The sequence below is a fragment of the Nocardiopsis sp. NPDC055551 genome, from assembly GCF_053619415.1.
The window spans coordinates 375711-391811 of record NZ_JBSHJJ010000001.1 but is presented as its reverse complement, the minus strand read 5'-3'; the positions used below and the strand labels follow the sequence as shown (position 1 = coordinate 391811).

Sequence of the window (16101 nt, the reverse complement as noted above, 5' to 3'; positions counted from 1 at the left end):
CACATGAACACGCACAGTAATCAGATCGTCTACAATACGTGAGGTCATGAGTTCCGCACCCGATCGGTCAGGTCCGACACCCAGGTCCTTTTGGCGTCCCGCCTGGAATCGGGTGCGCACCAACGCCTGGTCGGTGCTCCAGCAGTCGGCCGCCGCGGGACTGGCCTGGATCCTGGCCGAGTGGCTGGTGGCGGGGGACCATCATCCGTTCTTCGCCCCGATCGCCGCCGTGGTCGCGCTCAACACCGGCTTCGGGGTCCGCGGGGTACAGGCGGTGAACCTGCTCACCGGCACCCTGATCGGCATCATCGTCGGCGCATCGGCGGTGTGGCTGATCAGCACGCCCAGTCTCGGGCTGGTCGTGGCGACCCTGGTCGCGACGCTGGTCGCCGTCGCGGTGGGCGCCGCCCGGGTGACCATCGCACAGGCCGCGGCCGCCGCCATCCTCACCGTGACCATCCCCTACGGAGGGGATGGCGGACCGCAAAGACTGTTCGACGCCGCGTTGGGCGCGGGCGTGGCACTGGTCTTCAGCCAGTTGCTCTTCCCCACCCATCCGCTGCGCCTGCTCTCCCAGGCCGAGCACGAGCTGGTCTTCCATCTACACCGCCTGCTGGTCAGGACCGCTCACGTCGCCGACCGGCGAGACGACGCGCAGAGCGAGGTACAGGACGCGCTCGTCTCGACGCACACCGCCATCGCGGACCTGGAATCGGCTCGATCAGCCGCTCTCGACATCGTTGACCGCACCCTCCGAGGGGTGTATCTGCGCCAACGGACCCGGACGCGGGTCGCGGCCGCCGGCCCCTTGGAGGGCGTGGCCGTGATGTGCACGCTCGTGGCGACGACGGTGTTGTCCGCCCCCGGGAAATCACAGACGGCCCTGGCCGCGGTCGTGCGTGAGGTCGCGGACGTGTTCGCGCGTGTGGCCGAGGCCCGTTCCACCGACGGCGCGTGGGGGGCGGCGGCCTTCTGGGACGCGGCGGCGCTGCGAGCCGAGGAGCTGCACGAGACCCTTCCCGGGCTCCGAAGGCGACTGGAGGATTCGGGTCCGGAGACCGACGCGGCGATCAGCGCCATCGACATCCTCTGCGACACGCTTCGCCGAACGGCGAAGTAGGGCGCATCACCGGTTCGCGGCGCCTACCGGTCTGTTCGTCTCCGATGGGGCACCAGGAAGTGCGGCCCTATGGTCGACCGCCCGCGGCGTTGGGCGGTTCGGGGGTGTTCGTGCGGGTCGGCGTTCCCCGGGTGGTCGACACTCACGCCCCGACGCGAAAGACCCCACCGGAGGGTCTCCGGTGGGGCGAAGCTCCATGTCAACGATGGATGGCCGGAATCATCCGGCACCACCGTGTGGGGGAGTCAGGGGGCGGGCCGGGGTCAGCGAACCCAGACGTCCCAGGTTGAGCCGTTGTACACGCACTTGTACTCGGTGAAGTCGTGGTTGTTGTCCTCCTCGACGACGTAGCTGTAAGCATCGATGAGGCAGACGGCCTGCATATCGAAGCCACCACCGACGACCTCCCAGTCGGCCGCGTGCGCGGGGCTCGCGGCGAGCGGGAGGGCCAGGGCCGCCGCTCCGATCGCGAGTCCGGTGGCGATGCGCTGCGACAAGGACATGTGTCTCCTCCAAAATGTGGATTTCTGTTTACTCTCCCCGCGCTTGGCGGGGAGAGGCCGTGCTGACCGCTCGCGGCGGTCGGTTCTTCCCGGGCTCACCGATGGGAGCCCGGTAGGTCCTGTCATCGGACACGTCGTCGCCCAGGTCGGCCCTCGGGCCGATCCGTCCTGAAGAGCCTGCTCGTGGCCACCACCCTGATTCCGACCGGCGTGTGTTCGAGTGGTTACTCGCCGACACCGATCAACCTAGTAAACGAAAACCGGCGAACCCTCCGCCTTGGGGACGAAGCGGACCCCGACGAACGTTCACGTGCGCGCGCCGTGGGGCAACGAAAGTTCAGTGTGGCGCCCAACGATCGTCGATCACCGACCGGCGGCCCGCGGACGTCCCGCGAGAGTGCTCACCCTCCGCCACTCCCCCGGACGTACTCCTATCTTCACGTCGCGACACCATTATCGGGACGTAATTCTCATAACGCCAAAAACGGACACAGGGCGCCATGGTTTCGCTGATATGAGCAATACGTCGGCGGGAACAGTACTCTGGCCGAGTCACCTGACCATGACCCCGTTGAGTCAGCGTCAAGCATGAGGAGGAGATTACTTGCTGACCCGTCTACACGACTTCATGAGACTGCGTACCTCACCCCCGATCTTCTTCGGATCGGCCGCGGTGATCATCGCCTTTGTTGTCGGAACCATCGTCTTCACCGAGCCGCTCGACGCGGCCGTCACCGTCGCCTCGGAATGGCTTTACGCCAACCTCGGCTGGTTCTACATTCTCGGCCTCACCCTGTTTCTGGGATTTTTGATCTTTATCGCCCTGAGTCGATTCGGCCGGGTGAAACTGGGACCACACGACGAGCCTCCCGAACACTCCGGACCTGCGTGGTTCGCCATGCTCTTCGCCGCAGGCATCGGTAGCATCCTGATGTTCTGGGGTGTGGCCGAACCCATCAGCCATTTCGGCGACCCTCCGCGGGGACCCTCTTTGGGCATCGAACCGGAATCGCCGAGTGCCGCGGCGGACGCGATGAACTTCACGTTCTATCACTTCACCCTGCACACCTGGGCCATCTTCACGCTGCCGGCATTGTGCTTCGCCTACTTCATCCATAAACGGAACCTGCCACCACGTGTCAGCTCGATCTTCCAGCCGATCATCGGTGAGGGGATCCACGGACCGATCGGCCGATTCATCGACATCGTCGCCATCGTCGGAACGGTCTTCGGCATCGCGGTCTCTCTCGGCTTGGGCGCCCTGCAGATCAATAGCGGGATCAACCAGGTGTTCGGCATCCCCGAGAGCGCCATGTGGCAATTGATCATCATCGGCGTCGTCGGCGGGGTCGCGATGATCTCCGTCGCGTTGGGTCTGGACCGCGGAATCAAGATCCTGTCCAACGTCAACATCTGGATGGCCATCGCCATGTTGGTGTTCATCCTGGTCACCGGTTCCACCCTCTTCGTACTCAAGGGCACCATCGAGTCACTGGGCAGTTACCTGATGAACCTGCCGGAACTGGCCCTGTGGAACGACACCTTCGCCAATTCCGGATGGCAGGCCGACTGGACGGTGTTCTACTGGGCCTGGACGATCAGCTGGTCCCCGTTCGTGGGCATCTTCATCTCCCGCATCTCCAGGGGACGGACCATTCGCGGATTCGTCTCGGGGGTGCTCCTCGTTCCGGCCGGCTTCTCGGTGCTGTGGTTCGGCGTCTTCGGTTTCTCCGCCTTCGACATCGAACTCCACGGAGACGGCGGACTGGTGGAAAGCGTCGTGGAACAGGAGGACGTCCCCGGGGCCCTGTTCGCGTTCTTGGAGCACTACCCCGCTGTCGGCGTCACCTCGGTGATCGCCATCATCCTGGTGGTCGTCTTCTTCATCACCTCGGTGGACTCCGCGGCCCTGGTCGCCGACACGATGGCCAATGGCCACGAGGACTTCAACCCGTTGGGGCAGCGGATCTTCTGGGCCATCTCCATCGCGGTGGTGACCGCGACCCTGCTGGTCTTCTCCGGGTCCGGCGGTCTGGAGGCGTTGGAGAAGATCATCGTCCTCGTCGGACTGCCGTTCTTCATCATGGGCTATTTCCAGATGTACGCGATGTATCGAGCTCTGAGAGAGGACGCCGGAGAGCTGCCGCAGGTGCGGATGCGCAGGTGGAAGAAGGTCCTGCCACCGGAAGAGTACGAACGCCGCCAGGACGAGGACGAACACGACACCTCGGAAACCGTCGTCGAGCCCGAAGCCCTCGATGAGCCGCCCGTACTGCGCGACCCCTACGTCAAGCAGGTCCGGACCACCGGAACACACGGCACACTGTCGGCGCGGACCGGTTCGACCGGGCACAAGGACCACCCGCGGTATCAACCGCCGCCGTCCGGACGCCAGGACCGAAAGGATTCCGAGAAGGATTCCGAGTAGGCGAAGCATTCCGGGACCGTGGTGGTCTCGGGCCGGGTGGAGGCGGCGGTCGGGGATCTCGCCGGTGGGGTCCCCGACCGCCGCCTCCACCGGGTTGTGACGTCTGGGGCCTCAGGGGCTCGGACGGTCACGGGCCGGTGCGGGTGTGGTTACCGGGCGGCGAACAGTTCGGGAAGGGACGCTCGGGGCCGGTGATGTGAACGGTCTGTGGCCCTAGGATCATCGCGTCGGTGGGCCGTGCGCCCCCGGTTCCTTTGACCGAGTCGGAGCGGTAGGACGCGAGGGCGCTCATGGGGATGGAGATCCCCGACGATCTGGCCAATCTCTTCTACGGGCTGACCGGGACCAAGTGGCCCAAGGTCGACGAGGACCGTCTGCGGAACATGTCCGACGCGTACGCGACCGTCGAGTACATCCTCGCCACCGAACTTCCCGATTTGATCGTGGTCCTGCGACGCAAGGTGCAGAGCACCTTCGATAGCCGCACCACCGAGTACTTCGAGAACTCCCTGGCCCAGTTCACCGCTGGAGAGCGCGACTACGTCGGCGAGTCCGCCAAGCTGGCCGGGGAGATCCGCCAGTACGCCAAGGACGCGGCCAACCAGGTCGAGTACGCCAAGTGGATGATCATCGGCCAGCTCATCCAGTTGGCGTTGGAGATCGCCTGGGCGATCGCGACGGCCAAGTTCACCTTCGGCGCGTCGCTGAAGATGATCCCGGTGTTCAAGTTCATCAAGAACGTGGTCATCCGGCGCATCCTCAACTCACTGCTGTGGAACCTGCTCAGTCACCTGTTCATCGCGCAGATGTTCGGCGTGACGATGGACCTGCTCATCCAGCGGATCCAGATGGACCAGGGCAACCGGGAGGAGTGGGACAAGGAGCTCACCCGAATGGCCGCCGCGGGCGCGTTCGTCGAAGGTCTGCTCAGCGCGGGTCTGTCGTTCGGCGCGGATCTGTTCCTCAGTGGTCAGCTGGCCAAACTCTTCGGCGACAACATTCCCGATCCGCCGACGCCCCCACCACCCGTCCGTGACATCGTCCCCGATCCCCCGGCCGGTCCGGCCGTACGGGGGCCGGACCCCGACTCGATCGCCACCCCGACGCCACGGGACACCCCCGATGCCTCCCCGACCCCGCCACCTCGGGACCAGCCCGGCGACGGGCCCGAGGGGCCCCCGGGGCACGTCCCACAGCCACCCGGAAGCATCACCCCGGAGTTCAACCGCGACCTGGTCAACCTGTTCGCGCGCAACTCCAACGAGTTCCTCGGGGCGGCCCAGCGGCCCAACACCGCCAGCGTGGGCATGGACCACGCCCGGCGGTTCGTGGACAGGTCCGGCGACGTGTTCGCCAAGCACTTCGGGGAGACGATCGGCGAGACCGCCGCCCGGAACATGGGGCGCGACTACGCCGAGACGATGCTGCGCACGTGGAACACGCCGCGTATGACGTCCTCCCTGGACGAGGTGTTGGGCTCCGCACCGCTCCCCCAGAGCACGCGGGACCATCTGGCCCGGGACGTGCCGGAGGCCTTCGGCCGTACCGTGGCCGACTTCGGCAGCCGCTGGCGCGACCGGGCCATGTCCCTGGGCATCGGCGCCGCCTCCGGCGCGTTCGAGGGTTACGTGGGCGAGGGACTCACGAACCTGTGGTTCTCGCCCGAGCAGGAGTGGAAGGCGTCGGGCATGTCCGCGGTCGCCGGGGCCTCCAGCTCGGTGGTCCACGACCTGGCCGTGAGCGGCGGTCTCAGGGGCATCGACGCCCTCAACGGTCTGCGCGACCTGAACAACCTGCCCGCACCGGAGTTCGGTGGTGCCGGGCCGGGGGCCGACCCGGAGCGGGGTGGGGACCGTGGCCTGGAGCCCGATTTCGGGCCCTCTCGTCTGCGAGGCGGTGGAGAGAGTCTCTCGTCCTTCGAGAGTGACGGCGTGAGCGACGACGACTCGACGACGATCGACCTGTCGGGCCACCCTGGCGGGGAGGACGGCGCGGGCGGGGAGGAATCGTCTCGGGGTGGTGAGGCGCCCTCCCCGCCTGGGGAAGAGGCGTCTGAGGGCGGAGGGGGATCCTCCGGAAGCGGGGAGGGTGCCCCCCGGGGCGGGGAAGAACCGCGTCAGGGTGACGCGGAGTCCTCGCGGGGCGGGGAGGTGTCCCAGGGTGGGCAGGGTTCCGAGACACGTTCGGGGGCGGCCGAGAACTCCGGCCGGCGTGAGGCGGAGGCCCCTCGTGCGGGGACCGGTTCCGATCCCGTCGGACGCGGCGGGGAGCACTCCGCAGCACGGTCCGGCGACACGAGCGGCTCCGACGGGGACGGTCGGGAACGGTCCGACGCCCAACCCGCCCCGGCGCCCGAACCAGGCCACGAGGATGCCTTCACGGGCGACACCACCACAGGCGACACCACGGGTGGGGAACCCACCCACGAGGCCGAGCCCGCACCCCCGACCACCGTGGTGGAGCCACCGCCCGCCGCGCAGGAGACCGGCGAGGAGCACTCCGGGCAGGCACCTCGTGGGGACCTGGAACGTTCCGAGGCGGAGGCGGAGACGATCACTTCGCCCACGGGTCCTGAGCACGGGGAGCCCGAGGGGTTCGAGGAGCACACCCCCCAGGCTCCGTCCTCACCCTCGCCCGAAGGCGAATCACGCGGCGGCGAGAGGCGAGACACGTTCACGGAAGCCGACCCCGAAGGAGAATTTCCAACTTCGAACGAAGGGATCGGTCGGTCCGAACCCCACGGGTCGGAGGCCGGTGGCATCGCCGGGGAGTTCTTCCGATCCCTGAACGGCGACCTACAGGAGAGCGGTACCGAGGGTGCTCCCGTGCCACCCCCGATGGTGGCCGCTCCCGTACCGCAACCGTCCGGTTCAGGCCCTGCGACCGGGCCGGCGTCTTCGTCTTCGTCAGGGCGGCAAGAGGGTACGGGCTCGGGCCCCTCCCGAGAAGGCGTGTACGAAGCGGGACAAAGGGATGGCTTCGAATCGCCGACGGACGAGGGCGTGTCCGCCCCTTCGGACCCGCCCGAGGTGGTGGACGGTCCGGTCGACACGGAGACGGTCGGTACGTCACGAGAGGCGGAGCACACCTCGCACGAGACGCCCACGCCGCGAACGGAGAGCACGATCGTTCCCCCGGCGCCGGCTCCTGTCACACCCGTGGCCGAGCCACCGTCCTTTGGGAGAGAACGGCCAGAGGGGCACGTGGCGAACCGGAGCGCACCGCCCACCCGGCAGGGCGGCGATCCGCTCACCCCGATCCGGGAGGAGCAGGATGAGGGGGGCGTGGAGTCCTCCCCCGTCGATCCGGACGGCGACCCCATCGGGCAAGAAGAGACCGCCACCCCCGATCCCACTGCGGAGACCAGGGGAAAGAGGAAGGAAGAACCTCCGACCGATGGCGTCGAGGGGGACGTCGTCGGTGGCGAGGACACCCCGGTGCCCCATCGGGGAGAGGGCCTGGACGACGATGATGTGAAGGCACCGGTCGGCGATGGCGCCCCACCTCGCTCGGATGAACCCGCCGAATCGTCCGCGTCCGACGTCCACGCCGTGGGTACTCCCCCACCGGTCGCGTCCCCTCACCGAAAGAGTGGATCCGAGACGGGTTCCGCACGTCCATCGAGTCCGGTCCGCGACCGCGATCCGCTCCGGAACTCGGACGACCCAGTGCAGGAACCGCTCCCTGCGACGGATCCCGCGATCGAGGAGACGCCCGGTACGAGCGTCCCGCCGGTGACCGGGTCCAAGGCCTCCAAGGCAGAGGACTCTTCGCCCAAAGGACCCGAGGCCAGGGAGCCCGGAAGCAAGTCGCCTCGACTCGAAGCCGAGGAATCCCGGGTGGAACGTCCCAAGGGGAAGGAGCCCGAGACCAGAACACCCGAACCCGAGGAATCACGGCCAAGGACCCCCCCGGCCACAGAACCCAAAACCCCCCGGACGGAACAACCACCAACCCCAAGAACCCAAACCAAGGAACCCAAGGGAAAGGAACCCGAAACCAGGACACCCGAACCCGACCCCCCGAACGACCCTGCCGAGGAATCCTGGACCGAAGAGTTCGACGCGGCCGAAACCAAGACCGGACAGTCCAAAGGAAAAGAACGCGCGGTCGAGGACCTCGACGCCGAGACGGAACAACCTCCATCCCCGATCACGCGCGAAGTGCCCAGGCCCCCTGTTCATCCGGTAAGGACTCCCCGCAGAAGTCCGGGCAGTGTTCCGCCGGCGGTCGCGGGCCCCTCTGGCACCCGGAGGGACACTTCCCGTACCGAGGTGAGCGCGCGAAACCTACAACTCAACTACCTGATCGAGTCACGGTGGATCGAGGCCTACGGCGTCCGCGTCGACCCAGAAGCGGTCCTCGCCACGTTCTCGGGCTCCACGCTGCCCGACGACGTTCGTCTCTTCTTCGAAAACCGTCTCGCCACCGACCCTCGGGACTTCTTCTCCCCCGGAGGTGTCCGCCAGACCTCCTCCGATGGCAGAACCTACACACTGCGTCTGGGCACCGACGACGCGTGGAACCAGGACCAGCGGCCCCGAACAGGTGCCCCGACCGCCAAGTTCAAAGGTCTGCACGACGTGCAGACCCAGACCTCCAGCGGCGAGTCCGGGATCTCCGGTAAAGGACGACAGCCGGGCGTGGGCGTCCACGCCAACCTCCTCGGTCCGGACGTCATCCCGGCCGCCTCGGTCGGCGGCAGGCTGACGGGCTACGGGGGCTCGTCCATCCAACAGCAATCCGGAGACACCAACCGCACCCAGCAGTTGAGCTCTGAGATGACCGGCGAGGGGCAGACCTACACCAACGACCTGGCGGTCACATGGCTGGTCGAGGATGGCCCGGAACCGGTGGCGAGCACACCAAGGTCGGACAGCGGGACAGGGCGGGAGACCTCGGGAAACCCACCATCGGCCACGACCGCCACCGAGGGCGTCGACGGGATCGAACTGGTGAACCTGCCGAACCCTGGACCGGTCGGGCGACCCGCCGAGGGAAACGATGGGACCGTTCAGGCCGTCTCAGGAAACCCGGCTCCCGCGACGACCCCGCCCACCGCGCCCGAGGGCACCACAGGAACCGCGGCACCTACAGGGACCACGGCGCCTCGGCGGAGGGTTCTGGAGCCGGCTCCCATTCCACAGGGGGTGCGGCTGATTCTGATGGGCGGGTTGAGGTCACAAGAACGGTACGACCTGCCGCCGCGAATCTCGTTCGCGGACCCGTGGCCGAGGCCCACGGCTCCGACCACCGGCGGGACCGCGACGAACAACACCGGTACCACGAACGCGGGAACCGAGAACCCCGGCACCGGGCCCCGGACCGGAACGGTCGACACCGGAACGCGAACCAACACCACCGGTACCGGCACCGCGGCGAACAACACCGGAACGAACACGCGGAACCGCCGGAACGGCGGCTACCTGGCCAACTCCCACCCCATCGCGGTCCAATCCCTCATCCGTCGACCCGCCGCCGGATCCCCATCGCCCCGCCCCTCACAGAACAACACACCACAACCGAACACCACACCCACCACCGAAACCCAAACCCCCCGACCCCCACAGAACAACGCACCTCAACCGAACACCACACCCACCTCGTTGAACGACTGGATCGCCGACCGGCTCGGGTACGAGTCCGCCGACACGCCTCCGAAGACCCGCAAGGTGCTTCACCGGACCCACGGGAACAGGGAGACCCCGGCCGTGGTGACCCGGCGCAAGACCGGGTCGCGAGAACAACACCGCGAACTGAACCGGTTCGGCGTGCTGTCGGTGTTCTCCGACGACGTCGTCATGACCCAGCTGCCCACCATGACGAGCGAGCCCCGCACCATCAGCGTGCCCGACGCCAAGGGCGAGTCTCGGACGATCACGATGCAGTCGCTGCCCGAATCCATGGAGCGCGTCCCCCACGTCCCCGACAACTTCAACCTCAAGCTGACCGACCGTCTCACCCGTGGCGCCGGTCTGGTCGCCAACCGCTTCAAGGGCTTCTCGGCGGCGTTCTCCGCGGGGCTCATCTCCCGCCTTCCCGGTGACATGATCCGGTTGGAGGTGCCTGCTTTCCAGGAGCGCTTCCAAAAGGTGTGGGCCCGTGGCAGGGGCCGATCGGACAACGCCTGGGACGCGCACCTGTTCCACAGCACGGACACGGCCGTGTACCGGACACGGCGCGTGCTCGCCGTCTGGATGGACGGGGACACCACTCCCACCCTGTTCGACCTCGACACGATCGAGGCCATCACCGCGGACGACGTCCGCCGGCTCGACGAGGGCAGGCCGGAGACGAACGCGATCGACCGGACGGGGGACCCGTTCCTGGACCGTGGTCTGGGGTCTGGGAATGGTCCGACCCACCTGGGCGACGCCTTGGTCCGGGAGGTGACCTATCCCGATGGTGCCGAGACCCGGGTCCCCGGTGGGGCCCCGGCACGCCCCTTCTTCCGGGACTACGCGCACCGGGTCCTCACCGAGATCGACCGGGAGTACCCGGGCCTGGTCCTGCCGCACCTGGCCATTCCCGGAACCCCGGAACCCCGGACCTCCCACGCGGGTTGGCGTCACCGGCGCAACAAGAGCCAGGCCCAAAAGAACACCGAGATCTTTCTGGACAAGGTGAACGCCGCGTCCTTCCGGGCCGACCCGGACGCCTGGTTGTCGGGGCAGATGGAGGTCAAGCTGGTCGAGACCAAGAAGTTCCCCTGGCTCAACGAGTTCAGGGAACGCCGTCTGTTCGTCCCCGACCACATTTCCGTCTGGCCCCGCGTCAAGATCGACAACTATTCGGAGGCTGCGCCCCTCGACAACTCGCACACGGGTACCACCACCGGTTCGTCGTCGAGTCTGAACCGCAACGCGGGCAAGTTCACCTCGCTCACCAATGAGGCGAGGGTCGGCGTCAATGTGCGCAGTGTCAACCAGGGGCTCGACAGCTTCGGTCACCCTTCCCAATCGGGTGGTCCGACCTTCCGGATGGCCTCTGATTTCCGTGACGCGAAGCGGAGCGAACACGGGATCTCCTCGGCCACCGAGACCAACGTCAAGGACAAGAGCGGTAGTCGCCGTCTCTTCGCGAACGCTGAGTTCACGGCGTGGATCGGTCCCAAGGACGGTCTGGTCCCACGTTCCTCCCGGGCAGAGGCGGTGACCGACATGGGCATGGGGCGCGAGATCTTCGGTGCGCGGAACACGGCTCCCAGGGCCCGGCTGGAGTTGCACGCGCCCCGGGTGGGGGCTCGTGTCCCGCTCGACAACCAGCCGACCGAGGATGTGACCAGGCCCCGAACCCTCCCCCCGGCCAATGCGTACAACCTCTTCAGGCAGGGACCCGCGGGCTTCGTGAACACCGACCAGGTGTCCACACGTGTCTTCCGCTCCACCCCGAACGGATTGGAGACGGTGCCGGAGGAGGCCGAGCCCACGGGGACGACGCCGCGCACCGAGAGCCGGAACCCACAACGAACGACCGGTGAGAACACGGCCCCACCCACCACGGAGGGTACCGCCAGGACCACGACCAGGCCCGGCACGGAGAACACCACCGGCACCACCACGGAGCGGCGGGAGGGGGACGGCCGGCGCGGCGAGGACGACGACTCCACGGCCTCGACCACTCAGCGAGACGATGACGCACCGGAACCCCTGGCCATCCAGCGCACCCCACGGTCAGAATCGCTGATGAACACGTTCGGCACGGTCCAGGCCTTCAACCCCGCCCTCTTCCAGCGTGACGGAAACGTCATCACCGTGGGGTCCCTCACCTACGAAGCCCTGACCCGCGACGACTGGTCGTTCTCGCGGTCGGTCGACTCGCGGGACGGTAGCACGGCCATCATCGCCACCCACGTCTCCTCACAGACACTGGCGGCCTCCCCCGACATCCTGAGTGGGACGGGTGACCGCTTCCGTACCCAACTCGACGACGGCCTCGCCTTGCAGCGCACCCGGCCGACCACCGTGACCTGGTACGTTCCCACCCAGGTCACGTCGGCCACGTTGCGCGATTTCGCCACGTTGGAGGTCAACCAGGTTCGGGAGATCTCCTTCGGATCAGGGCACTCCCACGAGAACATGACGACGCTCTCGATCACGACCCGGGGCGTCTTCAACTTCCAGGGAACGGCCGAGACACCCGATCAGGCCCAGCGTGGAGCCGACCGTCCGATGCTCCAACCCGGGCTGGAGATGCGGTACACCCCCCACGGGCACTCGGAGGGTGAGTCGTCCTCGGTCTCGTACCGGAATCGCCGGGAGGTCAAGTTCACCGGTGCCTCCTTCGAGTTCATCACGGGCGGTGTGATCCTCCAGACGACCGAGCACAAGCAGGACTTCGACTTCATCGTCACCTTTCCACGGTCCCCGGGGGAGAATCAGCACACGGGTTGGTACATGCCTGTTCGGGACGCCCAGAAGGTGATGGTGCCCGCGCTTTGGGTGTTCGCGCAGGGGCTCGTCCATGACGCCATCACCTGGCGAGACGACGGAACGTTCCAGTTCGGTACGCAGCCGCCTCCCACCGCGCCACCGACCGCGCTCACCACCAAGCCGGACCTGCTGGGCAAGGGGGTGGACTCACGCCCCCTCCAGGTCGATTCCATGCTCGCCGACCTGAATCGGCAGCTGCGGGCGGACGGGTGGGAGTTGACCGTCAACTCCCGCGAGGACGTCATCAAGGCGTTGAACAGGCACGTCGACGGGAACCGAACGGGGCTAGAGGTGCGGGTGAAACGCATCGGGCCACGGGTCCGCAACCATTCCCGCACAGCGACGCTCGACTTCGACGTCCATCGCGCTCCGTCGAACGTCGACCATCTCGGCGGGCTGATCGAGTACGTGGACCGCAACATCGAGACGTCCGGTAACACCCAGACCAACATCAAGATCCGGGGTCATGGCACCGGTGGGGCGTTCGGTCTGCTCGCACCGATCGGGAACGAGCACGACCCGGCGACCGGGCGGGACACCGGAGCCATCAGTGCGGGCGGCACCCCCGGGTTCCGGCAACAGTCGCGCACCGAGCAGACGGACTCACAGGGCACCGCGCGCGAACTGACGCAGGAACGTGTGCTGTTCTCCCCCTACGCGGTGGTCACCACACCGACCGACGTGACCATGACGTTGTCCTTCGGTGACCGGGAGTACACGGTTCAGAGCGAGAACGCCCGGCAAGAGAGCATCTATCCTCTGCCCTACCTGGAGGCGGGAACCACGGGGCAGGCCGGCTCGACCGGGCCGCGGTACGTACCGATCAGGGAACGCTTCGAGGTCGACGCCTGGTCGAGGACCCACAGAGGCCGGTACGGGACCGGATTCCAGGATGGTGATGGCGGCCTCGACGCGGTCCCCGTCGCGATCCAGGGCGAGGCGAAGTTGCTTCTCGACGCCGCCGTGGTCAACGCCGCGCTGCTCGATGGATGGACGAAACCGAACGAACGCGCCGATACCGAGGCCGGCAACGTCGCGTCCGCCACCCGGTACCTGGATGGCAAGATCACGGACATCGAGCGAGCGAACGGGATCACCGCCCGCAAGGACGAACTACTCCTTCAGGCGAAGACACCCGACGCGACGCACGAACCCACCGTGCTGGCCGAGTTCAAGGAATCCGTGGTCAAGGTGCGGACCCTGATCGACACCGGGTCGGCCAGGATCGAAGGGGTGAGCAACGAGAGCCGGGCCCGTGACTCGGACCAGGAGGGTGGGCGGCAATCACAGGGCACGGTGGAACAGACGGCGAAGAACGCCGGTCTCAGCGGTCAGGTGACGGAGAGCGGACGGCCGTCGGACCGTATACGCGAGACCCTGGAGTCCGAGTCCGCCGGTTTGAGGGGTGCTCGTGGTGGAAACTCCAGCAGCCAACGACACGGGGCGGTGGCCGACGGTCCGGGGACCAAACGCATGTTCCTCGTTCGTGTCCCGGCCGTGTGGGCGATTTGGGCGGAGAGCAAGAATGGAACGAACACCCGAGGAGGGCACGCAGACGCCTCGATCCTGCGCTGGGTCGACGCCGACCAGGCTCGGGACTGGGGGCTGAGGACCGAGTCACCGGAGATCGAGGGTTACGCGACCGCGGAGAAGCGATTCACCGATGCGGACGCGGCCTACTTCAAGGCGCGAGGGGAACTCTTCTCACACGTCGGCCGGGCCCATGAGGCCGGGGCCGTCGACGATGGGTACCAAGCTCGTTACGAAGAGCTTTTGGACGCCGTCCATCGGACGGAGGACCAACGGACCACCGCGATGCAGAACCTGGTCGACGCGTTGCACGCCCTGCGGGCGTCTCAACCCGCACCGGTGACGAGGACGACCCCTCCGACGGGCACCACCAACACGGAAACACCCCGCAACACACCCACACTCGCATCCGGACCGGCGGTGGAGAACACCGAAACGCGAACCACGACCGACAACGCGCCCACCAACACGGCGATCCCCCGCGACAACGACCACCGCATCCCCAACGACCCCACTACGAACCACCAACAGACCACACGCATCGAACCCACCCTTCCCCCGGACGACGACCTCTACGACGCGGACCCCCGACCCACACCACCAACCCCCACCCAACAAACCAACCCGGCACGAAACACCCCCACCACAGAACCCACCAGCACACCCGCACCCGCACCCGCACCCGCACCCGCACCCGCACCCGCACCGAGGGAACCCTCCCCCAACGACGACCTCGACAACAGCGCCCCGCCGACCACCTCCGCCCCGGGGAGGGATGACCCCCTGACGCGTGAAACACCCGTCAGCGCACCGGCCCCAAGGGCCACATCCGTCAACGACGACGTCGACGACGGCGCCCCCGTCCGAGGAACCGACCCGGCCCGGAACACCCCCACACCAGAGGCATCCGGTGAACAAGCCCGAGAGCCGGCCACGCACGAGGCGGCGACGCCGCCCGCTCCCACCCATGATCTCGGGCAACGAGACTCCAACGGGATCCTTCGTTTCCCCGGCCACGCGGACCTGGCCGCCTATCAGAACCACCTCCACGACCGCGACTTCAACCCCAACGCCTACGACACGCACAAACCCCGCACCCAGAGATACATCCAGAACTTCACCGCCGATGGTTGGATCGCCGAGTTCTCCCGACTGCGACCACTGAACGAAGAGACCGTTCAGGCCGAATTGGACCGCCACCGTCAGGCCAGCCGTGCCCACCCCGGATGGCAGCTCTACGAGGTCGGCCTGGGCCGATGGCCGGACCTGCGGACCCTGCGGGCCCATCTCGAATCCGGACGACTCACCCCTGAACAGGAATCGGTCGTCAGGGACGTCCTCGACTCCCCCGACCCCGAGATGGCCATGGACCAACTGCGCGGGCGGGCGGGCAGCGCCGGGCGCATCGCCGAGGCCAACCTCGACAGGCGAAAGACCCCGACCTTCCCAGACGCCCAGGACGTCCTGGACATCATCGAACGTTTGGATCAGGTCACCCGCCATCCGCTACCCGAAGGCGTGGAAGCGGTACGAGGTGTCTACGGCTTCGAACACCTGCGCCCCGACGCCAACGACGACCCCAACGTCCTGATCGGCAGTGTCCACACCGAGCACGGCTTCATGCCCGTCTCCCTGGGGAACCGTCCTGGCGCGATCGGTGGGCAGCCCACCGACGTCATCTACTTCGACCTCCCCGAAGGCACCGAAGGCATGTGGGTCGGCGAACACAGTCTGTATCCCACCGAACGTGAGATCATCCTCGCCCGCGGCACCACCTACCGGATCATCTCCGTTGAACGGTGGGGCCTTCGGGGATACGCACTGTACGCCCGGGTCATCCCTCCACAAAACGCCCCCGTCGGTGCCCCCACCGTCACCGAGACCGAGACGGAGTCCGCCCCCGTTGACGATCCGGTCGGCGCGCCCCCCGAATCGGCCACGACGACCGCCCCCGACGCCACCGCCGAGGAACCCGAAACGACCGGCGAGGATCGGCCATCCCGGCAGGAGGAGCTGAACGCCGAGTTCCACGGCGCCCTGAACGTCCCCCCGAACGGCTGACGAGTGTCCCTCGTGTACATCCGGCCG

4 protein-coding genes are annotated in these 16101 nt (G+C 67.3%); 3 read left to right on the top strand and 1 reads right to left on the bottom strand.

The annotated features are described in order from the left end of the window. Positions 1 to 46: 46 nt before the first annotated feature. A complete protein-coding gene (locus ACWGSK_RS01525) occupies positions 47 to 1120 on the top strand; it encodes an FUSC family protein (RefSeq protein WP_358508029.1) in 1074 nt (357 codons plus the stop codon). Positions 1121 to 1383: 263 nt separating this feature from the next. Here ACWGSK_RS01525 and ACWGSK_RS01520 read toward each other — a convergent pair whose 3' ends face one another. Continuing rightward, a complete protein-coding gene (locus tag ACWGSK_RS01520; RefSeq protein ID WP_358508027.1) occupies positions 1384 to 1623 on the bottom strand; it encodes a hypothetical protein in 240 nt (79 codons plus the stop codon). A gap of 628 nt (positions 1624 to 2251) precedes the next feature. Between ACWGSK_RS01520 and ACWGSK_RS01515 the strand changes: the two genes are divergently transcribed. Beyond that, positions 2252 to 4051, top strand: coding sequence for a BCCT family transporter (locus tag ACWGSK_RS01515; RefSeq protein ID WP_452454947.1), 1800 nt, complete (start codon positions 2252 to 2254; stop codon positions 4049 to 4051). Positions 4052 to 4341: 290 nt separating this feature from the next. After that, entirely contained in the window at positions 4342 to 16074 is an 11733-nt protein-coding gene (locus ACWGSK_RS01510; protein WP_452454946.1) for a WXG100-like domain-containing protein, read from the top strand. The last annotated feature ends 27 nt before the right edge of the window (positions 16075 to 16101 follow it).

Excerpts from the sequence above, each read along its gene's own strand:
- ACWGSK_RS01525 (WP_358508029.1), top strand. The coding sequence starts at position 47 with ATGAGTTCCGCACCCGATCGGTCAGGTCCGACACCCAGGTCCTTTTGG.
- ACWGSK_RS01520 (WP_358508027.1), bottom strand. The coding sequence starts at position 1,623 with ATGTCCTTGTCGCAGCGCATCGCCACCGGACTCGCGATCGGAGCGGCG.
- ACWGSK_RS01515 (WP_452454947.1), top strand. The coding sequence starts at position 2,252 with ATGAGACTGCGTACCTCACCCCCGATCTTCTTCGGATCGGCCGCGGTG.
- ACWGSK_RS01510 (WP_452454946.1), top strand. The coding sequence starts at position 4,342 with ATGGGGATGGAGATCCCCGACGATCTGGCCAATCTCTTCTACGGGCTG.